Origin of the sequence: Luteibacter sp. (assembly GCF_009912395.1) — a bacterium.
GTDB lineage: Bacteria > Pseudomonadota > Gammaproteobacteria > Xanthomonadales > Rhodanobacteraceae > Luteibacter.
Genome location: NZ_WNDO01000004.1, coordinates 79,170 through 104,529 on the forward strand (window position 1 = coordinate 79,170; position 25,360 = coordinate 104,529).

Below are 25,360 nucleotides of genomic sequence, written 5' to 3' on the forward strand. Positions count from 1 at the left end.
CGGTCCTATGACCGCCGTCTTTCCCATTACCCCGCTGCTACCCGACATCCTCACCTCGTTGCACGACCATCCGCGGCTCGTGCTCGAGGCGCCGCCGGGCGCGGGCAAGACGACCCAGGTACCCCTGGCCCTGCTCGACGCACCCTGGCTGTCGGGGCAGCGGATCGTAATGCTGGAGCCTCGTCGTATCGCCGCGCGTGCCGCCGCCTCCTTCATGGCGGCGCAACTGGGCGAGGGGGTTGGCGAGACGGTCGGTTACCGCATCCGCTTCGAATCGCGAGTGGGGCCGCGTACGCGGATCGAGGTCGTGACCGAAGGCATCCTGGGCCGGATGATCCAGGACGACCCTTCTCTGGAGGGTATCGGTGCGATCCTGTTCGATGAATTTCATGAGCGTCACCTTCCCGGCGACCTGGCGGCGGCGCTGACGCTGGATGTGCAGGCCAACCTTCGCCCCGAGCTGCGTATCGTGGTGATGTCGGCGACGCTCGACGGTGAACGCATCGCGCAATGGCTGGGTGCGCCGAGGCTGACCAGCCCCGGTCGCAGTTATCCGGTGACGATGACTTATCCACCCGCACGGGCCCAGGAGAGCACCGAGCAGCAGACCACGCGCGGCGTACTCCAGGCATTGCGCGAGACGACAGGCGATGTACTGGTCTTCCTGCCGGGACGGCGCGAGATCGAGCGCACCCGTAGTCTGCTGGAGCATCAGGCCGACGATGTCGACGTCGTCGCGTTGCATGGCGAACTGTCCATGGCGGAACAGCAACTGGCGTTGACGCCAGGCGACGAAGGCGTGCGCCGTGTCGTGCTGGCGACCAACGTGGCGGAATCCAGCGTGACGTTGCCGGGTATCCGCGCGGTGGTGGACTCGGGTCAGGCACGCGAGCCGCGCTTCGATCCGGCATCGGGCTTTTCCCGACTGGAAACCGTGATGATCTCGCAGGCTTCGGCCGACCAGCGTGCGGGTCGCGCGGGGCGCGTGGCGGAAGGCACGGCGTATCGTCTCTGGCCGGAGAGCCGGCGGCTGGAGCCATCCCGTATTGCGGAGATCGAGCAGGCCGAACTGTCGGGTCTCGCCCTGGACCTGGCGGGGTGGGGTAGCGATGATCTCCCTTGGCTCGATGCGCCGCCGGTCGGCGCGATGAACCAGGCGCGCGATCTGCTGCGCCGCCTGGGTGCCATGGACGACGGTGGCACCATCACGTCGCTGGGCCGCGACATGCTGGCGCTGGGCGCCACACCGAGACTGGCCGCGGCCGCCCTGCGCGCCCCGGTGGAGCGACGCGCGCTCGTAGCCGATCTGCTGGCCCTCGTGGAGGCCCGCTCGCCGTTGCGCGGCGAACAGGGGCGCACGGACGATTTCCGGCAACGCGTGGCCGCGCTCCATCTCTGGCGCGACGCCGGCGCGCGTGGTGCGCGCAACGCGTCAGCCGATGTGGGCGCCCTCGCGGCGATCGACAAAGCCTCGGCCGGTTGGCGACGGCGTCTGGAAGCGCGTACGGCGGCGAGCGGCGTGCCTGATTCGCATGCCGTGGGCGATCTGCTGGCCCATGCGTTCCCGGACCGTGTCGCTCGTCGTGACGACAATCAACCGTCGCGTTACCAGATGGCCAACGGTCGCGGTGCGCGCCTGCACGAGAACAGCGCCCTGCATGGCGAACCCTGGATCGTGGTCCTCGATCTGCGCCTCGAAGCCCGTGACAGCCTGATCCACGCCGGTGCTCCCCTCGATCCGGATTTACTGGCACGGGAGCATCCGGATCGCTTCATCACCCAGCGGGTGCTGCGCTGGGACGACGAACGCGGTATTGCCGAGGCCTTCGAGGAGCGTCGTTTCGACGCGCTGGTCATATCGCGTAAACCGGTGCCCATGAGTGGTGACGACGCATTGCCGGCGTTGATCGCGGCCATCCGTTCGCGCGGTATCGCCTCGTTGCCCTGGACCGACAACGCATCGCGCCTGCGCACGCGCATTGGCGCGCTGAGGGTCTGGCGTCCGGAACTGGGCTTGCCGGATGTGGGCGACGAAGCCCTGCTACGGTCGCTGGATACCTGGCTGTCGCCCTATCTCTCGGGCAAGCGACGCCTGGAGGCGCTGCAGCCCTCCGAGCTGTCCGAAGCGCTGGCGGCGATGCTCGACTACGAACAGCGTCGGGCGCTGGATGCGCATGCACCCGAGGAGCTCACCGTTCCCAGCGGTATGAGTCGCCGCCTGGAATACGGCGCGCGCGACGACGAGCCCGGTGCGCCTCCCGTGCTGGCGGTGAAGCTGCAAGAGCTGTTCGGCCTTGCGGACACCCCTCGCGTGGGTGATGGACGAGTTCCCGTGATGCTGCACTTGCTGTCACCGGCAGGACGCCCCATCCAGGTCACGCAGGATCTCTCCGGTTTCTGGAACCGTACCTATCCCGAGGTAAAGAAAGAGCTGAAGGGACGTTATCCCAAGCATCCCTGGCCCGACGATCCCTGGACGGCGACCGCGACACACAGGGCTAAGCCGCGAGGCACCTGAATCGCCGCGCTTTCGGGCGTCCACCCACATGCGCCGGGCGTGTGCCTTCGCGCATGCATCGGCGTCGCGGATACGCTCGAAGCCGATCTTCCTTTCCAATGCCCTGTCGCCGGCACCCTGCCGTCGACCATCGCACAAAAAAGGAGGTTCCATGCGATTACATGGATTTGTCGCGCATAGCGCGTTCGTCGCATTCGCGTTCGTCTCTGCCGGGTCGACGCTTGCCGCACCCCGCGTCGGGCCACCGCCCGGCGACCTGATATCGGCCTGGATCAAGCATCGTCTTGCGGTCGATGCCGATCGCGACCCACTGATCGCCGACGCGAGGCTCACGAACGACATTGTGCTTTCGCCGGCGGACATCTACACGCCGGTGCGAAGCGTTCCGTTCTCATTCCGGGGCGTGCTGTGGACACACACCTTCGTGGACCTGCTTTCCGACGGCTACCCGTTCAGCCGTTCCACGGCCACCCAGGCGCTTGCCTGGGACCTGGGCATGACCAACGGATATCCGGGGGCGGTGGATTCCGCCCATCTTGCACCGGATCTCGGCGCCCGCTGGGCGGGTACCCAACTGGCCAAGGCCGGGGTGACCGAAGCCATCGCCCGCAAGGCGATCGGGCTGGCGGGGCAGGGTGCTTATGCTGTCGCGGCGAACTACGCCGTGGCGGTGCAGATCCTGGTCGACAAGCTCGCTTGCTACGAAGCGTCCGAATGGCCGAGTCTCGGCTTGCGCGATGACATCGTGCAGCGATTCATGGCGGCGAATGCGCTGGGTGAATTGCGCGATTACGATCTCATCTACCTGATGCGGATGTTGCAGGCCGAACTCTCCACCTGGCATGCCGGCGAGATGAATATGTACGGTCGCCGCGAGCTTCCCACCGCCCTGCGGGTCGCGCGCGTGGCGGCCGCTTACCGTGACATGCAGGGGTATGCGCACGATCCCTGCACCCAGGGCGGTCGGCATGACCGCTCGGTAGCTGCCACCCTGCCTACCGACACCACGAAATCGATGTGCCTGGTGGATGCGACCGATCGCTCGGTGCTTGCCTGGTACCTCACCACGTTCGACGCCCAGACGAATCCGGAGCACACCAATTTCGTCGTCGCGCCTGCGATGCGCATGACTCGCCTGGTGCGACCGGTTCGTCCTTTGTGGCTGGGGGTGTTCGGTAATGAATTGCAGGCCCATTCCGTCAATCTGGAAGTGGTGGAGTCCCTGGTCGCCGACCAGCTGGCGACGGACGACGCCTCGGAAGCCAAGGCGGAACGCTATACCATGCGTCGCGCCGTGTTCCTGTGTGCCAAGGAGATCGGCGCATGAAGACACGTCATGTCGGGATGATGCTCGTCGGCCTGCTTCTCGCCGCACCCGCTTCGGCCGAGAGCTGGCGGGCCACCGGGTTTGCGGAAGACGACCGGAACATCGTCACAGGAGCGTTGATCGACGCCTTTCGCTTCCATGCGGAAGCGGCCGCCACGTGGTACCTGAATCAGCTGGAAGGGAACCTGGTATCGCAAAAGACCTTCAGTCAGTTCAGTCATGCGATGGTGTCCGCGACATACGGAGCCTTCGAATACACCTATACGAAAGACGGCGTGCGGAATACCCGCATCTACTACGCGATGTCGGGTCGCGACGATCCGCCGACGGGCCTTCCCTCCGGGCACACGCCCATGGCGAACTTCATCGCCCAGGACAGCACGCGCATCCACGCATACATCGGAGCTAACGACCAGAGCGCGATCCGCTGGACCGAAATCGAGACCGATGCCATTCCGGATCAGCATCGTCGCGATGCGGAACTGAAAGCCGTGCGGACCATCGAGCGCGATATCCGCTCGGGCGTGGTCACGCGGGGTGGCCGGCTCCAGGCCTTCGTCAGCCAGCCCATGTGCGACTCCTGCGAGCATGTGATGCACGAATTCGAGCGCATCTATGGCGCGGACATCCAAGTGAACTACCTGGAAGGCAATCTTAGTCCCGCTTACCGTCGATTCCGCCGCTTGATCAACGGCTTCATGAATACCGTGCTGGTCTTGGTGCAGCGGCCCAGCAGATCGAACCATCCAACGCCGCCGTCGGGTGGCGCATGCGGTAGCATTTTCGTTCAGTGATGCATCGGTTGGCCGGAACGACGCCAAGCCGTCGTTCCGGTCAGGGGGGCATCCTGTGGACTGTCCATCGTGGGTGGGGTGACCTATGATCCGCGGCCCGCGGGCCCGACGTTTTCGGGCGACGCAAAGACAGGCAAGGAACGCCTCATGATGTGTAAGGAAAAGGACAGTCGCCGTGCGTGATGGCGATGGGGGGAGGAATGCGCGTCTCAGGCGTGGCGTCCGCGTTGTGTTCATGGCACTAGCTTTTTTCCAGGCTCCTGGGGCTGGGGCCGTGGACATGGTCGATATCGTCGACGATATCGAGGGAGTCACGGTGGGCATGCTTCGTGGTGCCTACGATTACCACCTGGAATCCGCCGGTCGCATGATCGGCGCGATGGACACCGACGGTTTGACCTCGGCGGACCTGGACCGCCTGGCCCATCGTTGGTCCACGGCGACGGTGGCGCGATTCGAATACACCTATGTGCAGCGAGGGCGACCGCGCACGGTGGTGTACCACGCGATCTCAGGGCAGGAGGCAAATCATATCCTCGGTCTGTCCGTGCCGGACATGACTTCCTACTATCCCGTTTCCGTGATGGATCGCCGAGCGATGATCACCGCCGCGGCGGGGAGTCGCCTGGCACCTCCTGAGGTCGGCCACGTCATGGATGCCGAGATCAAGGGTTTTCGTTCGATCGAGAAAGACATCGTCTCCGGCAAACTACTCAGGGGAGGGCGGTTGAACATATGGGTGAGCCAGCCGGCCTGTGCATCGTGTCGTCGCGTGGCTTCGTCCTTCGAAGACGGCTACGGTGTGAGGACAACGATCCATCAATGGATGAAGAGGGAAACCCCTGGAGACTCTCCGTTTCGTCAGCTCTCCACCCATCGCCGCCGAGGTGGCACACGATTGCGACACTGGAGGAAGCAGGCCAGTTCGCTGACGAGCGTCCGCGTCCTGATCGCAGGATGCCTACCTTGAGGAAGCGGTTCCGGGGATTTCGCCTACGAGAAGGTCGGCAGTATTCCTATCGAGTGTAGGTGTAGGGATGTGGTCTCATAAGACCGGGCACCAGGACGTGTCCTTCGTTCCCTACCTGTAACCGAACATGGATGGTTCTTCATGCGATTACGCTTACACGGCTTGGCGCTCGCCCTGGCCGTCTACCTGGGCCCCCCCCGGTGTCCACGCCGGCGAAGCTCCTTTAGCGGATTTTCCCGAACGCCTCATGCAAAGCATCGTCGAGAAGGAAGGCGACGAGACGGATCGCTTCAATGACGAACATGCCCGATCCTTCCTTCTCGTCGACCCGTCCTCGGCATACAGCGATCTGCGGGTCATCGCTTCGGAGGATCTCGACGAGAGCTGGCACGATGCGCTTGCGCGTTCCGGTCTGGATGCCGACGTGGGTATCGAGGTCTATGCACGTCGCATGGGCCTGACGAAGGCGCGGCCCCAGGTCGACATCGTCGTGGATCCCGCCTACGATCATTACGATCCGTTGATCGGAGCCCAAGCCACCAAGGCGGCGATGGACGAGGACATATTCCGTCAGGCCGTGAACTACACGGGCTATCACAACTCCGCCCTCGCGGCGAATTACGCCGTGGGTGCACAGATCTTGCGCGACAAGTTGCACCGTGTTCCGGTCGACAAACACGATGACTACAACCTTCGTTCGGATGTGCTGGAACGCTTCATGCACCTCGCTACGAAGGATGTCATCGACGACTACGACGGTGATTATTTGCAGCGATTGCTCAAGAGCGAAATGGTGGAATTTCGCCCGGGCACCTCGCCATCGCTTGGTGTTCAGTACATTCCAGCGCAGTTCCGGGTGGCACGCGTCGCGGCGGCCTATCACGACCAGACGGGCTACTTCGGCGGGTATCCCTGCCTTCCGTCGGGAAGATACAACCCATCGTTTGCGGGTACGGGCAAGGAAGGCGATTCGCGTGCATTGTGTTTCGTAGATGCGACCGATCAGGACACGTACGCCTGGTATCAGAAACAGCTGGCGGATCAAATCGAGGGAATAAAGCGCTATCCGGACAACATCAAGGAATCCGGTCTGGTGAAGCTTCTAAGGCCTATCGCCATCATCAGTGAAGCAGCCGGTATCGGCTCCTTCATTCACTTCAGTACCGGCCTTCGCGCGTGGGGGAAGGGCATGATTCGTCCCCGTCCGGTAAAGAATATTTATCAGAAGATCAACACACGGATGTGCAAAGCCTGATATGAAATTTCACATGGAATCGTCGTATCGGCGTATCTCTGCGCGATTGCTGTCGGCATTCGCACTGCTCGTGGCTGGCCCGGCATGGGCTAAACTGGATATCGCGGAATTGCCCGAGGGTGAGGGGAGCGAGGTGGCCATCGATGCCATGAGGCGTTCAGTTGAAATCCACACGGATCAGGTACTGAACTATCGCGATTCGGCCGAAGGTGGCCCGGGCGCTTTCAGCAAGCAAGACATGAAGACCCAGATGGCGAAGGGGAGGCGGGCGACATACGCATCGGCCGAGTACGAGGTGAACGGAAAAACCTATACATATGTCGCGAAGTCAGGCGAAGATCTGATTGGGGCCGTGCCTCACTCGGACGGTATGCTTCCCGACCATAAGCCGTTCGGTGAAACGCGTGTAGCCCGGGTTTCTTTTAAGAATCCCACCCATTCTGGCGGTGACTTCACATCGAAATTCCATGCGAGTATCCCGATGCAGGCGTTCGATGCTGAAATGAAGTTGGTTCGCACCATCGAGTACGAGTTCGAAGTAAACAAGCTGCCGCAGGGAGGCAAGCTCACCATGTGGGTAAGCAAGGAACCATGTGCTTCATGCAGTCCCGTGCTGAAGCAGTTTCATGACGAATACTTTTCGAGCAGCAACCTGAAAGTCCGCTTCGTGCCCGATAACACCGCAAAGCTGCAAGATGCTCTTTCGGCTCGTTTCCATCAGAAACGATTGACGGGTCTCGCTCCGCTTGGCAGCCCTGAGATCAAGGGCTCGTGGTATCGATCGCGCTCATCATCGCCGGACAGCTTCTGCCCTTGAGCGAAAAGAACGCAGACGTGCGTCACGCATGCCTGCGTTCTTGCCCTCGCGTAGATATCGCCGGCGCCGGAGTCGCTACCAGCGTGTACGCTCCGGCAGCAATCCCTTCAACTCGACTTCGGTCAGGTTGCGCCACTGCCCCGGCTTCAGATGGCCGAGCTTGACGTTGATGATACGGACGCGGCGCAACTGTGTGACGCGGTAGCCGAAGGCGGCGGCCATCAGGCGGATCTGCCGGTTCAGGCCCTGCGTGAGGATGATGGCGAAACCGTACTTCGCGATCCGCCGCACCTTGCAGGGCTTGGTCATCTGCCCGTGGATACGCACGCCACGGGCCATGCCGGTCAGGAACTCGTCGGTCACCGCCTTGTTCACCGCCACGAGGTATTCCTTCTCGTGGTGGTTCTCGGCGCGGAGGATCTCGTTGACGATGTCGCCGTTGCTGGTCAGCAGGATCAAGCCCTCGGAGTCTTTGTCGAGACGACCGATGGGGAAGATCCGTTGCGCATGATCGACGAAGTCGACGATATTGCCGTCCACCGTGGTGTCGGTGGTGCAGGTGATGCCGACGGGCTTGTTCAGGGCGATGTAGACCCCCCGATTCTTTGACGACTCCGGCGCCATGGTGCGAGCGACGACGACGTCGCCATCGACCTTCACCACGTCGCCGTCGAGCGCCTTGGCACCCATGCCGACCGTTTCGTCGTTGATGGTGACACGACCGGCCACGAGCAGTTCGTCCGCCTCGCGGCGGGAGCAGAGCCCGGATTCGCTGATGTACTTGTTGACGCGCATCGGATCAGGAGCGCATGCCGACGCCGCGCTTCAGCAGGTGCAGCGCCACGGCCGACAGGCCCACGACGAAGACCAGCATGACCACGAAAGCGGTGACGATGGGCACGTCGCTGACGCCGAGCACGCCGAAGCGGAAGGCGTTGACCATGTACAGGATGGGGTTCACCAGCGAGATGCTGTGCCACGGCTCGCTGAGCAGATCCACCGAGTAGAACACGCCGCCCAGGTAGGTCAGCGGGGTGAGCACGAAGGTAGGCACCAAGGCGATGTCGTCGAACTTCTTGGCGAACACCGCGTTGACGAAGCCCGCCAGCGAGAACACGGTGGCACCCAGCAGCACCGAGAAGAACGTGGTGAACGGATGCGCCACGTGCAGGTCGGTGAAGAACAGCGCGATGACCAGCACCAGGGCACCGACGATCACGCCGCGCGTGACCGCGCCGGTGACATAGCCGAGCAGAATCACCCAGTTGGGTATCGGCGAGACCAGCATTTCCTCGACGAAGCGGCCGAACTTCGCGCCGAAGAACGACGAGGAGATATTGCCGTAGCTGTTCGTGATGATGCTCATCATGACGAGGCCCGGCACGATGTACTGCATGTAGGTGAAGCCGTGCATCTCACCGATGCGGCTGCCGATCAGCTTGCCGAAGATCACGAAGTACAGGGTCATCGTGATGGCGGGCGGGATCAGCGTCTGCGTCCAGATGCGCATGATGCGCACGATCTCGCGACGGACGATGGTACCCAGGGCGACGAGATGGTTGCCGCTCATGCCACGTTCTCCCGGCCGTGTTCCACGAGTCTCACGAACAGCTCCTCGAGGCGGTTGGCCTTGTTGCGCATGGAGGTGACGGTGACGCCGTGCGCCGACAGCGCCGCGAACAGGGAGTTGAGGTCGTGCGCGCGGGACATCTCGGCTTCGATGGTGTGATCGTCCAGTGTGCGCAGGGTCACGCCGGGCAGGGTGGGCAGTTCGCCGGGGATGGCGTTGACGTCGAGCACGAAGGTTTCCACGTCCAGCGTCGACAGCAGGCTCTTCATCGTGGTGTTCTGCACGATGCGGCCCTGGTCGATGATGGCGATGTTGCGGCAGAGCTGTTCGGCTTCCTCGAGATAATGCGTGGTGAGGATGACGGTGGTGCCAGCGGCGTTGATACCGCTGACGAACTGCCACATGGAGCGCCGGATCTCGATGTCGACGCCCGCGGTGGGCTCGTCAAGGATCAGCAGCTTCGGCTCATTCATCATCGCGCGGGCGATCATGAGGCGGCGCTTCATGCCGCCGGAGAGCATGCGGGCCTGGTGGTGCGCCTTGTCCCACAGGCGTAGTTCCTTCAGGTACTTCTCCGCGCGCACGGAGGCTTCCGCACGGCCGATGCCGTAGAAGCCCGCCTGGTTCACACAGATGTCGAAGGGCTTCTCGAACTGGTTGAAGTTGATTTCCTGCGGGACGAGGCCGATCAGGCGCATCGCGTCGCTACGACGCTTGTGGATCGACACGCCGAATATCTCGGCGTCGCCGGAGCTGGCGTTCACGAGCGAGGAGAGGATGCCGATCAGGGTGGACTTGCCTGCGCCGTTCGGGCCGAGCAGGGCGAAGAAATCGCCCGGCTGCACGGTGAGCGAGATGCCCTTGAGGGCCTCGACGCCGTTGCCGTAGGTCTTGCGGAGGTCTTTGACGTGAAGTGCGGGAGTGGTCATGGGCTGCGCCGGGATGCCAAGCCGCCTATTATACCGGGCTTTGCCGGGGTCCCCTGTTCCCGGACGTCAAGAGAGACTTTCCATGGCCGAACAATTCCAGCTGCGCCTCGCCGACAGCTTCATGCTCGCCCCGACGGTGCGGCACCTGGCCTTCGAGCGGGTGGACGGCCAGCCCCTGGCCTTCGTGCCGGGGCAGTTTCTTCAAGTCCACTTCAACTACGACGACGGCAAGCCGACCAAGCGCAGCTACTCGGTGGGCACGGTCGGTGACGGCAGCGGCCCGGTCCAGCGGATCGAGATCGCCGTGAGCTACGTCGAGGGCGGTGCGGCCACCAAGCTGCTGGGCGGCCTGGAGCACGGCCAGACCATCGACGCCAGTGGCCCCTACGGACGGTTCTGCCTGATGGACGGCGACCAGAACAGGCGCTACATCCTCATCGCCACGGGCACGGGCGTCACCCCGTACCGGGCCATGCTGCCCCAGATCGAGGCCTTGATGACCAGTCGGGGCTGCCGTTTCACCTTGCTGTACGGCGCCCGCAACGAGGGTGAGCTGCTTTATGGGGAGGAGTTCGACGCCTTCGCCCGCAAGCACGAGGGGTTCACCTTCCACCCCTGCTTCAGCCGGGGCGCCCGTCCCAACCCGCGTCCGCACGACCGCCTGGGCTACGCCCAGGACATGCTGGCCGAGCTGGAGCCCAAGGCCGACGAGGACATTGCCTACCTTTGCGGCAACCCGAACATGGTCGATGCCGCCTTTGCCGCCCTGAAGGAGCACGGCCTGGCCATGCAGCACATCCGCCGCGAGAAATACATCAGCTCGCGCTAGGGCACGCCGGATCGCGCGCAAGCGCGCTCCTCCGGTGCAAGGCTGGCCGGGCGGCTGGGCTTATACTCCGGCCCATGCACGCCAAGGTCGAACCCGCCTCCCTTCCCGCCGACATGCGCCGCTTCGCGGTCCTGGACCAGCGCCTGCTGGCGGCCGTCCGCAACATCCGCATCCTGCCCACGGTGTCGTGGCCGGCCTCGGTGGAAGAACGCCTGATCGCCGAATTCGGTCAGGGTCGCCTTTCCATCCCGGAGATCCGCTACCACCGACCCGAGCTGGGCGAAACCCGGGCCGAGCTGGAAGCGATCGAGACGGAGGCCGGGGAAGACCATCCGATCGCCGAGTACCTGCGCCGCACCGCCGAGTCCTGGCGCATCGCGACCCACATGCTCGACGCCGCCGGCACCGACGGGGTCACCGACGCCTCGATCCTGCTCTACGGCCGCCCGGGCGACGCGATCCCCGGCAGCAGCCGCAGCAACCTCGATGCCGCGCGTTACTTTGTCGACCTGGCGGACGAACTGGGTGCCGACCTGGAGACCGAGGACGCCACCGGCAATATCCCGGCGGAGACCCTGCAGCGCGACATGGCGAAGGAGCTGGACGCCTTCTTCGCGCCGGGCACGATCTCGGTCGAGGTCGATGCCGAGCTGACCGCGAAGGCCGCGGCGGGCGCCACCCGTATCCGCCTGCGCGGTGGTGCGCGCTTCACCGAGTACGACCGCCACCAGTTGCTCGCCCACGAAGCTTTCGTTCACTCGCTCACGGCCCTTAACGGTCGCGAGCAGCCGGTGCTTGCTTCCCTCGCACGCACCTCGCCGCGCGTGACCGCCACGCAGGAAGGCCTGGCCGTATTCGCGGAGCTGATGTCCGGCGCTATCGACATCTCCCGCCTCAAGCGCATCAGCCTGCGCATCCTCGCGATCGACATGGCGCTGAACGGCGCGGATTTCGTGGAAGTGTTCCGTTACTTCCGCGAATGCGGGCAGAGCGTGCCGGACAGCTTCCACTCCGCCCAGCGCGTATTCCGTGGCGTACCGCTCACCGGCGGCTCCGCGTTCGCGAAGGACAACGTCTACCTATCGGGTCTGCTGGCGGTGCACACGTTCTTCCGCTGGGCGTTGCGCCAGCGTCGCCTCGACCTGCTGCGCAACCTCTTTGCCGGCAAGCTGGCCTTGCACGACGTGATGAGCCTCGAGGCGCATTTCGTCAACGGCGACATCGCGCCGCCGCGCTATCTGCCACCGTGGATGCAGCACGTGCATGGCCTGGCGGGCAAGCTGGCATTCTCGCTGTTCGTGAACCACATCCACATGGCCCGCGTCGAGGCCGACGAGATCTCGCTCGGCCTCTGAAAAGCGTCTCCAGGCTTCAGCGGATGCTGAAATGGCCGGATGACATGGCGAAGAACGATTGCGCGGGGCACGACACCATCAAGCGCGCCGTTTCGGTGGGTGCGAGGTCGGGCGGGATGGCCAGCATGTGCATGCCGCTGTTGGGAACGCTTTGGGCGACGGGATGTTCGCCGAAGGTTTGCCCATCGTCGATCGACAGGTGGATGTCCACCTTGTCGCACAGGATAGGAGGCCGCGTCGTGCCGGCGACCCGCCATCGGACCTTGCGGGTGGTGCCCCGTTTGAGCCGCGCGCCCTCGATCGGTAGCAGTACTTCGAAGGCCTTGCCGGTATCCACCACGTTCACCTGTATGTCCGCGCTGGCGATGTGCGGACCGGTATCCAGGTTGTCGCGGCCGATGGCGCGAAAATGCAGCGCCCTTTCCATGATGGAAAGCGTGTCGCCAAGGCCCAATGCCTCCCTGCCCAGCAGGACGTCCATGGACGGAAAACTCTGCCAGCCCGAAGACGAGGGAGCCCGGGAGCGGAACAGCGGACCATTGCCCCTGTCGATCAGTATCGGCGTGTCCTGGGCCACCCCCGTGTCGATTTGATCGAACGTGTAGGTAGGCCTGGCTTCGGTGGGTGGATCGACGAGGTGGGCGCCCAGACGGAACGGCGTGCCCGCGGGAATGAACAGGGTGGCCGCCGTTCGCAAGGCCAGCCTGGGCGCGGGTGTCAATGACGCGTCGGATAAGGGGCATTGAGTGCCATGGGTATCCAGATAGGTTTGGATCTCCTCGATGGTCCTGGCGTGGAGATAAGGATCGGGGAACACCTGTAGTCGTGGTTCGACGGAGCGGGCGTAGCTCATGATCGTCGAGCCGGCGGCGGGTTCGACGGCGGAGGTTCCGGTGCGTGACCGATGAAGCGCGTTGAACGTATGCAATGCACCGAGTTGGTGACCGATCTCGTGAGCCAGCACATAGGCAAAGTTGCCCTCGTCGTCATTCGGTGTCCACGCACTGGCGGCGCTCGCCTTCCATGATCCGGTACGGCCGCGGACGGTATAGACCTCATCGCTGCACGCCGTGGCGACGGAAGCGAGGCCAGTGACCCTCGGCCCGGTGTGGGCATGGAACAGGTGGCCTAGGTCGAATTCGGTGAGCGGCATGACGCTCGGGATGAATGTGGCGTTTCTGTCGACCAGAGCGCCCAAGTCGGTCAGCGTTGCGAACGGGTCGGATACGCCGCTGGCGATCAGTTGGTCCGTAGGGTCGACCAATTCCAATCGTATGCCCAGCTCCGTTTCATAGACGGCGTTGACGCGGTTCACCGTACGCGCGATGGCGCTCAAGGCAGCTTCGGTCGTGCCGCCATGCGCATCGACGAAAGAGCGGTCCGCGGACGCCGCAAGTCGGAGAACATAGCGGCGCCGGGGAGCCTGCGTCTCCGGTACGGGCGGTTCGATGGGGTCACGGCTCAGGCTGGTGTGAATGTCGTCCCTGTCGCCGGGTGCATCACGATCGGTGGAGGCCGGGCGATCAGCCAGGTGGTAGACGATGTACACCGTGGCTTCGTCGCCGCCGGCCGGCATCGATAGGGGCCGAAGCGCCCATTCCCCCGAAGGCGTGCGAACCGCCGCGTGAAGCGCGCCGTTCGGGCCGATATCGACGCGCGCGACGCGGCCGGCGTCGTCATGGCCGACCAGGCTGCGCAACGCAGGAAATCGAGTGGCGAGCGACGGGGGAATCACCTCCGAGTCGCGCAGGCGGAATCGGCTGCTGCCTCCTTCCGGAAGCGGTAGCACGATCTGTGCGATTTCGTCGGTCTGTCGACGCTGCCTGCGTCCAGGTCTCTGCCGCGCCCATTCCCGTGGATCGAGCAGGACACTTCGATAAACCGAGGGCCTGCCGGAGGCGGGCGCCTGTGTAGTGCGGTCGTCAGTCCATAGCTCACCTGCCCGGATCGCAGGGGCGAGGGAGGCGAGGATCAGGGCGGCAAGCGCAGGGCGGAAGGGGAGTAAACGACGCATCGACGAATCCATTCGTAGGCTCGGTCTATTGAGCCATGCGCCGAGCCTTTCCTGTATTGGGCGCACGCCGTAGCCTGACGTCATGCTTGCCTTACAGAAGGCTAATGCTGAAATCGGCGGGCGACACTGCCAGGAAAGGGCGCCAGTCACAACGAATGCGGATGCGTGCCTTGTCCGTCGTGGGAACGTCGGACGGGATCGGTATCAATGCCTCTCCGTCGTTGGGTTCGTCGGTGGCCAGTTGTCGCGACCAGGTCACGCCGCCATCCGTCGACAGATCCACGTCGAGGAAATGGCAGGAGATGGGCGCTTCGGTGGTGCCCGCCACATCCCAGCGCAAGGCGACCTGTAAGCCGGCGGTGGCGCGTGTGCCAGCCGATGGCGAGGTCACGGCGAACGGTCGGCCGGTGTCGACCACGCGCAATCGCGTATCGGCATGCGTCGTGGTTGCGTCGTCGCCACCGTTGTCGCGCACGGTCAGGCGAAACGTCAGCCATCGATCGGTGGTCGGCAACGTTTCACCCGGACCAGGCGATTCGTGTCCGAGTACGGCGTCGAGACGCGGAAAGATCCGTTCCGATGACGTTGACGGTGGCATCGAACGGAACAGCGGGCCGCGTCCGTCGTCCTTGAGTTCGCGCTTCTGCTCCGGGCCGGCATCCATCTGTTCCCATGTGTAGGTGAGGTGCCGGCTCGGTTCCGATGGCTGTACGCGGGCATCGAGCAGGAACGGCGTGCGCGCCGGGATGACGGTTTCTTCGCCCAACGATGTGGGATCGACCCACGGCGCGCTCGCCTTGCCCAGGCGTTTGCGTGCGCAGCGGCCTCCGCGCGATGCCAGCCAGCTACGCACCTGGGCGATGTTGATGGCGTGGAAGTATGGATCGGTGCGTGGTTGCAGCCATTGCGCGTCGCCGCCGCAGCGGCCCGCCGCGTAGCTCATGGCGGTGCTGCCACCGCCGGGTTCCACCGCGCGGTCGTCGAGGGTGAAGCGTGTGCAGCCATTGGGCGTGGCCCAGGCGCCCAGTTGCTGGCCGAGCACGTAGATCATGAAGCCCTGTGCGTAGGGCTCGTTGTCCGGATGCGCGTGGCCGCTCCATGCCGCCGCCTTGTGGCCAGCGTGGAAGTCGGCGGACATGTCGTCGTTGCACGAGGTGCCGATCTCGCTTTCGCCGCCGTAGATGTCAGTCAGCGCGTGCCCCATGTCATAGGCGCCCGCGCCGAGCTTGCGATCGATGAAACGCGCGGCGGCGGGACCGGGTTCGTGGGTTTCGAAGGGATCGCGCTTCGCGTCGGTGAGGAGCAGGCGATCGTTGTGCGCCGCGAGGGTGAAGTGCACGCCCAGGTCGGTCTCGAAGACTTCGTTGGCCCGGTTCACGGCGTGCGATACGGCGATGAGCCCTCCCTCGACGGTACCGCCGAACATCGCCGTATAACGGCTGGTGGCAGCCACTGCGAGACGGAAGTCGTAGCGCACGTTACCGGAGCCTGCGTCGCGCCGCCGGCGCGGAGCCGGCTTGGCGTCGTCGACATGGGCCAACGGTACGGCGAGACGCTCGACGGCGGTGTCGAGCGCGGCGTGGCCGTCGTCCTGGTGCATCGTCCATTCGTCCACGCCGTTGCGCACGCTCAGGTGAAGGGCGTTTCGCGAGTGGTCCAGGCGCGCGGTGCGCCCGCTGTCGTCGTGCCCGCGAAAGCTGCGCAGCCCGGGATGGCGACGAAGCAGGGCGGCAGGCAGTGTGCGCGAATCGACCATGTGGAAACGCGAGTGCGTGCCATCGCCGATGGGAAGGTCGATATCGACCCCGCGGGATCCGTCGACGGGCAGGTCGGCCAGGGTGTCGCGCACGCCGGCGGGGTCGATGGCGGCGGTCAGCGCGGTGGAGAGGGCAAGGGCGAGCAGGGGCATGGGAAACCTCGTTCCGGGAGGGCTTCCGAGCGTACGCACGCGCATGGCGGCGCACCGTCCGGGGCGCCTGCGGGGCTACGTGGGTTTTGCCTATCACAGCGTGTCGCAATGCATCACACCCGACCGGAGGAGACCGCCGGGCGCGGTGCTAACATGGATGCCTATATCGCGCGGCGACGGGCCGCAACCCCACTTTTCCTTTTCCCATTACATCCCGCAGGATCCCATGGCCATTTCCGAGGAACTGAGGCAAGCCGCCCTCGAGTACCACCGTCTTCCCCGCCCGGGCAAGATCAAGGTCACGCCGACCACGTCGCTGCTCACCCAGCGCGACCTGTCGCTGGCCTATTCGCCGGGCGTCGCCGCCGCGTGCGATGCCATCGTCGCCGACCCGCAGACCGCCGCCGAACTCACCGCGCGCTCCAACCTCGTCGCCGTGATCTCCAACGGCACCGCCGTGCTCGGCCTGGGCAACATCGGCGCGCTTGCCAGCAAGCCCGTGATGGAAGGCAAGGGCGTGCTGTTCCAGAAGTTCGCCGGCATCGACGTGTTCGACATCGAGATCAACGAGACCGATCCGGACAAGCTGGTCGACATCATCGCTAGCCTCGAACCCACCTTCGGCGGCATCAACCTCGAAGACATCAAGGCGCCGGAATGCTTCGTGGTGGAGCGCAAGCTGCGCGAGCGGATGAAGATCTCCGTCTTCCACGACGACCAGCACGGCACGGCGATCATCGTCGGCGCGGCGGTCATCAACGCGTTGTTGGTCACCGGCAAGAAAATCGAAGACGTCAAGCTCGCCACCACCGGTATGGGTGCCGCAGGCATCTCCTGCGTGGACATGCTCGTGACCCTGGGCATGAAGAAGGAAAACATCCTCGCCTTCGACCGTGACGGCGTGCTGCACACCGGCCGCACCGACCTCGACCCGGACAAGCAGCGCTACGCCCGCGACACCGACAAGCGCACGCTTGCCGAGATCGTGGAAGGCGCCGACATCTTCCTGGGCCTGTCCGCTGGTGGCATCCTCAAGCCGGAGATGGTCGCCACGATGGCCGACCGTCCCATCATCTTCGCGCTGGCCAATCCCAACCCGGAAATCCTGCCCGAAGACGCCAAGGCCGTGCGTCCGGACTGCATCATGGCGACGGGCCGGTCGGACTACCCGAACCAGGTCAACAACGCCCTGTGCTTCCCGTACCTGTTCCGCGGCGCACTCGATGTCGGCGCCTCGGTGATCAACGAGGCCATGAAGGTGGCCTGCGTGAAGGCCATCGCCGAGCTGGCCCGCCGCGAGTCGTCGGACGTCAGCGCCCGCGCCTACGGCGGCAAGCCGCCGAGCTTCGGCCCTGAGTACCTGATTCCGCAGCCGTTCGACCCCCGCCTGGTCATCCAGTTGCCCCCGGCGATCGCCCAGGCGGCGATGGATTCCGGCGTGGCCGCTCGCCCCATCGAAGATTTCCCGGCCTACATCGAACAGCTCACCGGCTTCGTGTTCCGCACCGGCCTGCTGATGAAGCCGGTGTTCGACCGTGCCAAGGCCGACCCCAAGCGCGTGGTCTACGCCGAGGGCGAGGAAGACACCGTGTTGCGCGCCGTGCAGACCGTGGTGGACGAAGGCCTGGCCCGTCCGATCCTGGTCGGCCGCCCCGACGTCATCGAGAAGCGTATCGCCCGTGCGGGCCTGCGCCTGAAGGCGGGCGTGGACTTCGAGCTGTGCAACATCCACTCCGATCCGCGCTTCGAAGACTACTGGCGCCTGTACCACTCCATCATGGAACGCCGTGGCGTCACGCCGGCTTCCGCGAAGGCCGTGGTCCGCTCGCGTCCCTCGGTAATCGCGGCTCTCATGGTCCAGCGCGGCGAAGCCGACGCGATGATCTGCGGCCTGGTGGGCACCTACCACAGCAAGCTGGAATACATCCGCGACATCATCGGCCTGGATGACGGCGTGGCCGAGGCCTCGGCCATGGCGGCGGTGTCCACGGAGAAGGGCACCTTCTTCTTCCTCGACACCTACGTGCAGGACGACCCCACGGCCGAGCAGATCGCCGAGGCCACCCTGCAGGCCTCCATCCGCCTGAAGCTGTTCGGCGTCCAGCCGAAGATCGCGCTGCTGTCGAACTCCAATTTCGGCGGCCGTGAGACGCCCAGCTCGCGGAAGATGCGCGAAGCGCTGAAGCTCATCCGCCAGAAGGTACCCAAGCTGGAAGTCGAGGGCGAGATGCAGGCCGACGTGGCCCTCACCCCCGAGCTGCGCGAACGGATCTTCCCGAACTCGCGGCTGGAAGGTAAGGCCAACGTCTTCGTCTTCCCGAACCTCGACGCCGCCAACACGGCCTACAACATGATCCGCGTGTTGTGCGACGGCGTGGTCATCGGCCCGATCCTCATGGGCGTCGCCAAGCCGGCGCACATCCTCACCCCGCAGGCCACGGTCCGCCGGGTGGTGAACATGACCTCGGTCGCCTGCGTCGAGGCCCAGATCCGCGCCGCAACAAAGCCAAGGTCCTAAAACCAAAGGCTTTTCTTGTAGGAGCGCGCTTGCGCGCGACCGGAGGTGACGGCAGGCTTGAACGGCTGCCGCCAGCCCCATCGCGCGCAAGCGCGCTCCTACAGTTAAATCGATACAAACCGGCCGTACGGCCGCGTATGCCGAAAGCTTGGAGTATCATCGGCAGGTTTCCCGCCACCCCAAGCGGGCTCCTCCAGTCACCATGAGCGCGCGTCATGCGCGAGCGGAGCATCCATGGACCAGATCGACGATATCCTCAACCAGGACCTCGACCCCACCGAAACCCGTGAATGGGTCGAGTCGCTCAACGCCGTCATCAATCACGACGGTACCGAGCGCGCACATTACCTGCTTGAGCGCATGGTCGACTCCACCCGTCGCGCCGGCGGCTACCTGCCGTTCGCGCCGACCACGGAGTACGTCAACACCATCCCGCCGCACATGGAAGCGCGCAGCCCCGGCGATGCCGCCATCGAATGGCGCATCCGCTCGCTGATCCGCTGGAACGCGCTGGCCACCGTCGTGCGCGCCAACCGCAAGCCCGGCGACCTCGGTGGCCACATTTCCAGCTTCGCCTCGTCGGCCACCCTGTACGACGTGGGCTTCAACCACTTCTGGCGCGCCCCCAGCGCCGAGCACCCGGGCGACCTGGTGTTCCACCAGGGCCATTCGGCGCCGGGCGTGTACGCCCGTTCGTTCCTGGAAGGCCGCATCACCGAAGACCAGCTCGACCTCTTCCGCATGGAAGTGGCCGGCAAGGGCCGTGGCCTGTCCTCGTACCCGCATCCCTGGCTGATGCCGGACTACTGGCAGGTGCCGACCGTCTCGATGGGCCTCGGCCCGATCCAGGCGATCTACCAGGCCCAGTTCTGGAAGTACCTCGAGCACCGTGGCCTGATGCCGAAGACCGATCGCAAGATCTGGTGCTTCATGGGCGACGGCGAGTCGGACGAGCCGGAATCGCTGGGTGCGATCTCCCTGGCCGGCCGCGAAGGCCTCGACAACCTGATCTTCGTCATCAACTGCAACCTCCAGCGCCTCGACGGCCCGGTGCGTGGCAACGGCAAGATCATCCAGGAACTGGAAGGCGTCTTCCGTGGCGCCGGCTGGAACGCCATCAAGGTCGCCTGGGGCAGCTACTGGGATCCGCTCCTCGCCCGCGACACCTCGGGCAAGCTGCGCCAGCTGATGATGGAAACCGTCGATGGCGAGTACCAGGCCTGCAAGGCCTTCGGTGGCGCCTATACGCGCGAGAAGTTCTTCGGCAAGTACCCGGAGACCGCCGCGCTGGTCGCCAACATGTCCGACGACGACATCTGGCGCCTCAACCGTGGCGGCCACGACCCGCACAAGGTCTACGCGGCCTACCACGCGGCCGTGAACACCACGGGCATGCCGACCGTGATCCTCGCCAAGACGGTGAAGGGCTACGGCATGGGCGCCGCCGGTGAATCGCAGAACCCGGCGCACAACCAGAAGAAGATGGACACCGATGCGATCCGCGCCTTCCGCGATCGCTTCAACATCCCGGTGCCCGACGACAAGCTCGACGACGTGCCTTACTACCACCCGGGCAAGGACTCGGAGGAAGTGCAGTACATGCTGGAGCGTCGTCGCGCGCTCGGCGGTTCGCTGCCGCAGCGTCGTCGCAAGTCCGACCAGTCGTTCCAGGCTCCGTCGCTCGAAGCCTTCGAGCAGATCACCAAGGGCACCGGAGACCGCGAAATCTCCACCACCATGGCGCTGGTCCGTGGCATGAACCTCATGCTGCGCGACAAGGAGCTGGGTCCCCGCATCGTGCCGATCGTGGCCGACGAGGCCCGCACCTTCGGCATGGAAGGCATGTTCCGCCAGATCGGCATCTACGCGCCGTTCGGCCAGAAGTACCGTCCGCAGGACGCCGACCAGCTGCTTTACTACCGTGAAGACCAGAAGGGCCAGGTGCTGCAGGAAGGCATCAGCGAAGCCGGCGGCATGAGCGCCTGGCTGGCCGCCGCGACGAGCTACAGCATCAGCAACACGCCGATGCTGCCGTTCTTCATCTACTACTCGATGTTCGGCTTCCAGCGCATCGGCGACCTCTGCTGGGCTGCCGGCGACATGCGCGCGCGTGGCTTCCTCATCGGTGGTACTTCGGGCCGCACCACGCTCAACGGCGAAGGCCTGCAGCACGAAGACGGCCACTCGCACCTGCTCTCCGGCGCGATCCCGAATGTGGTGTCGTACGACCCGACCTTCTCCTACGAGCTGGCCGTCATCCTCCAGGATGGCACCCGCCGCATGATGCAGGACCAGGAAGACGTCTACTACTACATCACGGTCATGAACGAGAACTATGCCCACCCCGACCTGCCGAAGGGCAGCGAGGAAGGCATCGTCAAGGGCATGTACCTGTTCAAGGACGCCGGCAAGCCGAAGAAGAACGAGCCGCGCGTGCAGCTCATGGGCGCCGGTACGATCCTGCGCGAAGTGATTGCCGCCGCCGAGCTGCTCGAGAAGGACTTCGGCGTCACCGCCGACATCTGGTCCGTGCCGAGCTTCTCCGAAGTGCGTCGCGAAGGCTTCGACGCCGAGCGTTGGAACCGTCTGCATCCGGAATCGCCGCAGCGCGTGCCGTACATCACGGGCCTGCTCGCCGATCGCCAGGGTCCGGCCATCGCCGCCACCGACTATGTCCGCGAACTGGCCGACCAGGTCCGCGCGTTCATGCCGGACGGCATGCGCTACACCGTGCTCGGCACCGACGGCTACGGTCGCAGCGACACCCGCGCCAACCTGCGTTCGCACTTCGAGGTCGACCGTTACTGGATCGCCCACGCCGCCCTGGCCGCCCTCGCGAAGGACGGCAAGGTCAACGCGAAGGACGTCAGCCGTGCGATCAAGGAATACAAGCTCGACATGGACAAGCCGAACCCGATGACGGTCTGATCCGTCGCTTGGCAAGGTTGAAAAGGCCGGGGGAAACCCCGGCCTTTTTTATTCATGGCGGACGGCTGCGTTATGACCCCGGCACCTCAATGTCAGGAGCGCGCTTGCGCGCGATGGGGCTCGCGGTAACCCCCATCGCGCGCAAGCGCGCTCCTACCTATTGGCGGGGGCGTCACCTGGGGTGTGCTATGTATCAGCGCAATCGTCCAGGAATCCCGTCATGCGTCTCGCCCTCATCGCCGCCGCCACCCTGTCCCTCGCCGCCTGCGCGACCACTTCCGGCGAACACGGCTCACGCACACGCCTGATCTACGTCGCGGCGCAGAAAGCCCCGTGTTCCACGGGTGTCATGAAGACCGAATGCCTGCAGTATCGCGAGCAGCCCAACCAGCCGTGGCAGCTCAACTATGCGCCGGTCGACAACTTCCAGTGGGAAGCGGGGCATGAGTATCTGCTCAAGATCACGGAGATCGAAGTGAAACATCCGCCGGCCGACGCATCCGCCGTTCGCTGGCGCGTCGACAAGGTCGTGGAGCAGCACGCGGTGGACAAACCGCCGACGCCCTAAGTCATCGCCATAGGCATGAAAAAGGCCGGGATCACCCCCGGCCTTTTCGTTACACGGACACTGTGTCGTCGACTTAGTCGTCGTCGCGAAGCACATGGCGAATCAGCAGGAAGCTGCCGATCGCGGCGGCGGCGATACCGAGGGTAAGCCCCGGGTTGCGGCGAACCTGCTTGCGCAGGCGACGGTACTGGTAGGTGGCCTCGTCCGCGAAATCCTCCGCCATGTAGCGAAGGCGCTGCGCGTTGCCGTTGTTGCGACGGGCGAACTTGCCGGTGACGCGACGGGTACGGTCGAGCAGGTCGTGACCCGCGTCCGTCGCTTCATCGGCGTAGTGACGGACCCGGCCCGATACGCCGTTGACGGCACTTTCGACCTGACGGGCGAATTCACGGTTTCTGCTCATGGGGCGCTCCCTATGCAAGGCGTTACGGTTGGGCATCGACTGTGCGATGCCGGCCGTGAGCGCGGTGTAAACAGGCAAGTGGCGGATTGAACAGGGATTCAGCGAGTGGGCCTGGGCGCCAGGTCGTAGTCGCCGCCGCGCTCAAGGGCTGCCTGATAGGCCGGTCGTGCGTGGATACGTTCCAGGAAGCCCTGGAGACCGGGGCGCGAGGCATCCAGTGCCCCACGGCTGGCGGCGGCTTCGAGCGGAAAACTCATCTGGATATCCGCCGCGCTGAATGCGTTCCCGGCGAACCAGCCCGTCTTGCCGATTTCGTTTTCGAGGTAATCCAGGTGCAGTTTCAGCTGCGGGTCGATGAAGGACTGCTGCGCGCCACGGGCCAGCATGCGCGCCACGGGCTTGGCGAAGAAGGGCACCGGCGCCGACTCCATGCGAATGAAGACCAGCTTCAGCAGCAGCGGCGGCATCGCCGAGCCTTCGGCATAGTGGAGAAAATAGCTGAAGCGCAGCGCGTCAGGGGTGCCCTCGGCGGGCTTCAGGCGGCCCTGGCCGTAGCGGGACACCAGGTATTCGACGACCGCGCCGGATTCCGCCACGGTGACATCGCCATCGACCACGATGGGCGACTTGCCCAGCGGGTGAATGGCGCGCATTTCCTTCGGGGCCAGCAAGGTCTTCGGGTCGCGCTGGTAGCGCACGATCTCGTAAGGCACGCCCAGTTCCTCGAGCAGCCAGAGGACGCGCTGCGAGCGCGAATTATTGAGGTGATGGACGACGATCATGGCGATACCGCATGTGTAGGAGAGGCCAGCGTAACAGCGCCCTCTGTCCACATGCCATCGACGGTGCCGGAGTAGGGTGGAAGGCCAGTCGCAACGAGGGCAAGACCATGAGCCGCGAAGCCGACACCGTCCATACCGATCCCGTGTCCATCCAACGCCTGGATGCCCTGGTGAAGGATCTTCCCGACAACGCGAAGGTGGTGCTTCACCTGCGAGACGGAGGCCGTGTCGAGGGCATCGTCGCCGTCATGCCCACTGTGCAGGATTTCGTCGACGATAAAGGCGTGGAGGGCCTCAATGGCGTGGTGAAGCTGATCGACAACGATCGGCCGGCATGGAGTGCCACGGTGAAGCTGGACACCATCGTGCGTGTCGAACACTTGGACTCGGTGGTTTACGGCACCTCACAGACCTGACGGTATCGCCGCTAAAGCCGCTCCCACCCCTCCGATAGCGAGCCCGCTACCGGAGGGGTGGGAGCGGACCGTGTCCGCGATCGGCGACAGCCGGCCATGGGCATCACGAGTTGAGCGACGCCTGTAATTTCTTCGTCTGCTCGGGGAACGCCTTGCCCTGCGTGGCCACGGTCTGCGCGACGAGCTTCTTCGCCTCGGCATCGCGATTGAGCGCTTTGAGCGCCTTCACGCGATAGGCGGCGACGCTGATCGAGTTTGCACCATAGGCCTTCTTCGCCGCCGCATCGAGATAAGGCAGGCCCTCGGCGGCCTTGCCGCTTTCTACGAGACGACGGCCATAGCGATAGTTGTAGACGTAGTCGTCGGGATAGGCGGCGATCAGCTGCTTCTCCAGCGTGTCGAGCTCGTCGGTGGCCTTTGCGCGTACGAGGTATACGCGCAGGTTGTCGGCGAGGTTGCGATCGCTCTTCAGGTCGCCATGCAGCTTGTCGCGGCTGAGGTCGATGCCCTTGCGCAGCACGGCCTGCTCGGCATCATGATCGCCCAATGCCGCGTCCAGGTCGGCTGCCGTGAGCACGGCGCTGCGCTGGTCGGCGCAAGCCGGCGACGCCGTGAACACCTGGGTGGCGAGGTATTGGTCGTAAAGCGCCTTCTGCGGTGCGAGCGCGCTCTTGCGGGAATCGGGGTGACGCGATTCCGTGGCGCCGATGAGCGCGTCGAGCACATAAGGGCGTTCGCAGCCGATGTCGGCGGCGAGTACCTTGGTGGACGCATCGATGATGCCGGCGTCGTCTTTCTTGTCCTGCGCCTGGAGCAGAAGGAGGCGCTGCTTGGCGAGGGCCACGCGCTTGTCCTTGTCGGAGACGTTGCGCACCATCGGCGGCAGGGTGTCGAACCAGGCCATGCCATCGGTGCCCTGATAGCGCTGCTGGTAGGTGTCGAGCACATCGGCCACGGCGGCCAGCGAGCCCTTGGCGGCATCGGCCTTCTGCTTGGACAGGCGCGCGTCGCCGGAGAGCAGGGTGGCGACCTCCGGATAGAACTTCTCGCGCGGACGCTCAGCGAGGATGCGGCCCAGTTCCTCGCCATCCGGCCCGATGGCGACATAGGTGGGCAGGAAGTGCACCTTGAGCTTCTTCATCCAGGCCTGGTCGGCCGGCTTGTCGGCGTCCGCTTCGTAGAAGACGACCTTGCTTTCGAGGTCGTTCCACTCCTTGCCGTTGAGCACATGGCTTGCCATGTAATAGCAGGAGTAACACCACACCGCCTGGAAGTCGATCAGCACCGGCTTGTGTTCGCGCTTGGCCTGGGCCAGGGCGGCATCGATGCTGGACGGACCCTCGTGCGCGGCGAAGGCTGGCGCGGCGAGGGCGACAAGGGTGGCGACGAGCAGGCGCTTCATGGCTTACATCCCCTTTTGGCGGTATAGACGTCCGAGCCTATACCATTTCACTCGCT

Annotated in this window: 20 protein-coding genes; 12 read left to right on the top strand and 8 right to left on the bottom strand. The window is 64.7% G+C overall.

The genetic code is table 11. The annotated features are described in order from the left end of the window. Positions 1-7 precede the first annotated feature (7 nt). The 6 genes from hrpB (at position 8) to GAK28_RS05860 (ending at position 7,681) form a co-directional block, all read left to right on the top strand. The gene (hrpB, locus tag GAK28_RS05835; RefSeq protein ID WP_291776124.1) at positions 8-2,518 is read left to right on the top strand and encodes an ATP-dependent helicase HrpB; all 2,511 of its coding nucleotides are present in this window, start codon (positions 8-10) and stop codon (positions 2,516-2,518) included. Positions 2,519-2,669: 151 nt separating this feature from the next. Further along, positions 2,670-3,845, top strand: a complete 1,176-nt coding sequence (locus GAK28_RS05840) for a hypothetical protein (protein ID WP_291776126.1) — start codon at positions 2,670-2,672, stop codon at positions 3,843-3,845. Beyond that, a complete protein-coding gene (locus GAK28_RS05845; RefSeq protein ID WP_291776128.1) occupies positions 3,842-4,639 on the top strand; it encodes a hypothetical protein in 798 nt (265 codons plus the stop codon). Before GAK28_RS05840 ends, GAK28_RS05845 begins: the two co-directional genes overlap by 4 nt. Before the next feature lie 280 nt (positions 4,640-4,919). After that, on the top strand, positions 4,920-5,609 hold the full coding sequence (locus GAK28_RS05850; protein WP_291776130.1) for a hypothetical protein: 690 nt from the start codon (positions 4,920-4,922) through the stop codon (positions 5,607-5,609). A 247-nt stretch (positions 5,610-5,856) separates the two neighbouring features. After that, the gene (locus GAK28_RS05855) at positions 5,857-6,864 is read left to right on the top strand and encodes a hypothetical protein (protein WP_291776131.1); all 1,008 of its coding nucleotides are present in this window, start codon (positions 5,857-5,859) and stop codon (positions 6,862-6,864) included. 13 nt (positions 6,865-6,877) lie between these two features. Continuing rightward, positions 6,878-7,681, top strand: a complete 804-nt coding sequence (locus GAK28_RS05860; RefSeq protein ID WP_291776133.1) for a deaminase domain-containing protein — start codon at positions 6,878-6,880, stop codon at positions 7,679-7,681. Positions 7,682-7,756: 75 nt separating this feature from the next. On the opposite strand, the gene GAK28_RS05865 is transcribed toward GAK28_RS05860, so the two are convergent. From GAK28_RS05865 to GAK28_RS05875, 3 genes are read right to left on the bottom strand one after another with little or no spacing between them, the layout of a single operon-like run. Further along, positions 7,757-8,476: a pseudouridine synthase gene (locus GAK28_RS05865; protein WP_291776135.1), complete on the bottom strand. Its 720-nt coding sequence runs from the start codon at positions 8,474-8,476 to the stop codon at positions 7,757-7,759. A 4-nt stretch (positions 8,477-8,480) separates the two neighbouring features. Beyond that, complete coding sequence (locus GAK28_RS05870) at positions 8,481-9,251, bottom strand: ABC transporter permease (protein WP_291776137.1); 771 nt, start codon at positions 9,249-9,251, stop codon at positions 8,481-8,483. Then, complete coding sequence (locus tag GAK28_RS05875; RefSeq protein ID WP_291776138.1) at positions 9,248-10,180, bottom strand: ABC transporter ATP-binding protein; 933 nt, start codon at positions 10,178-10,180, stop codon at positions 9,248-9,250. The genes GAK28_RS05870 and GAK28_RS05875 overlap by 4 nt, the downstream gene beginning before the upstream one ends. An 82-nt stretch (positions 10,181-10,262) precedes the next feature. Here GAK28_RS05875 and GAK28_RS05880 point away from each other — a divergent pair, with 82 nt between their 5' ends. Both GAK28_RS05880 and GAK28_RS05885 read left to right on the top strand, forming a co-directional pair. Then, entirely contained in the window at positions 10,263-11,009 is a 747-nt protein-coding gene (locus tag GAK28_RS05880; RefSeq protein WP_291776140.1) for an FAD-binding oxidoreductase, read from the top strand. A 74-nt stretch (positions 11,010-11,083) separates the two neighbouring features. Beyond that, positions 11,084-12,364: a flavohemoglobin expression-modulating QEGLA motif protein gene (locus GAK28_RS05885; protein WP_291776142.1), complete on the top strand. Its 1,281-nt coding sequence runs from the start codon at positions 11,084-11,086 to the stop codon at positions 12,362-12,364. A 16-nt stretch (positions 12,365-12,380) separates the two neighbouring features. On the opposite strand, the gene GAK28_RS05890 is transcribed toward GAK28_RS05885, so the two are convergent. Beyond that, positions 12,381-14,528: a reprolysin-like metallopeptidase gene (locus tag GAK28_RS05890; protein WP_291776143.1), complete on the bottom strand. Its 2,148-nt coding sequence runs from the start codon at positions 14,526-14,528 to the stop codon at positions 12,381-12,383. After that, positions 14,470-16,287, bottom strand: coding sequence for a reprolysin-like metallopeptidase (locus tag GAK28_RS05895; protein WP_291776145.1), 1,818 nt, complete (start codon positions 16,285-16,287; stop codon positions 14,470-14,472). The genes GAK28_RS05890 and GAK28_RS05895 overlap by 59 nt, the downstream gene beginning before the upstream one ends. Positions 16,288-16,513: 226 nt before the next feature. Here GAK28_RS05895 and GAK28_RS05900 point away from each other — a divergent pair, with 226 nt between their 5' ends. The 3 genes from GAK28_RS05900 to GAK28_RS05910 all read left to right on the top strand — a co-directional run bounded on the left by GAK28_RS05900 (position 16,514) and on the right by GAK28_RS05910 (position 22,301). Continuing rightward, positions 16,514-18,805 carry an NADP-dependent malic enzyme gene (locus GAK28_RS05900; protein WP_291776147.1) on the top strand — a complete coding sequence of 764 codons (2,292 nt, stop codon included), beginning with the start codon at positions 16,514-16,516 and terminating at the stop codon, positions 18,803-18,805. A 234-nt stretch (positions 18,806-19,039) separates the two neighbouring features. Next, positions 19,040-21,733 carry a pyruvate dehydrogenase (acetyl-transferring), homodimeric type gene (aceE, locus tag GAK28_RS05905; protein WP_291776149.1) on the top strand — a complete coding sequence of 898 codons (2,694 nt, stop codon included), beginning with the start codon at positions 19,040-19,042 and terminating at the stop codon, positions 21,731-21,733. Positions 21,734-21,953: 220 nt separating this feature from the next. Further along, a complete protein-coding gene (locus GAK28_RS05910) occupies positions 21,954-22,301 on the top strand; it encodes a DUF4377 domain-containing protein (protein WP_291776150.1) in 348 nt (115 codons plus the stop codon). A 73-nt stretch (positions 22,302-22,374) separates the two neighbouring features. On the opposite strand, the gene GAK28_RS05915 is transcribed toward GAK28_RS05910, so the two are convergent. After that, positions 22,375-22,704, bottom strand: a complete 330-nt coding sequence (locus tag GAK28_RS05915; RefSeq protein ID WP_291776151.1) for a hypothetical protein — start codon at positions 22,702-22,704, stop codon at positions 22,375-22,377. 98 nt (positions 22,705-22,802) lie between these two features. Further along, on the bottom strand, positions 22,803-23,486 hold the full coding sequence (locus GAK28_RS05920) for a glutathione S-transferase (protein WP_291776152.1): 684 nt from the start codon (positions 23,484-23,486) through the stop codon (positions 22,803-22,805). A gap of 107 nt (positions 23,487-23,593) precedes the next feature. Between GAK28_RS05920 and GAK28_RS05925 the strand changes: the two genes are divergently transcribed. Further along, on the top strand, positions 23,594-23,902 hold the full coding sequence (locus GAK28_RS05925) for a DUF3247 family protein (RefSeq protein ID WP_291776153.1): 309 nt from the start codon (positions 23,594-23,596) through the stop codon (positions 23,900-23,902). 103 nt (positions 23,903-24,005) lie between these two features. Here GAK28_RS05925 and GAK28_RS05930 read toward each other — a convergent pair whose 3' ends face one another. After that, positions 24,006-25,304 carry a thioredoxin family protein gene (locus tag GAK28_RS05930; protein WP_291776154.1) on the bottom strand — a complete coding sequence of 433 codons (1,299 nt, stop codon included), beginning with the start codon at positions 25,302-25,304 and terminating at the stop codon, positions 24,006-24,008. Between the last annotated feature and the right edge of the window lie 56 nt (positions 25,305-25,360).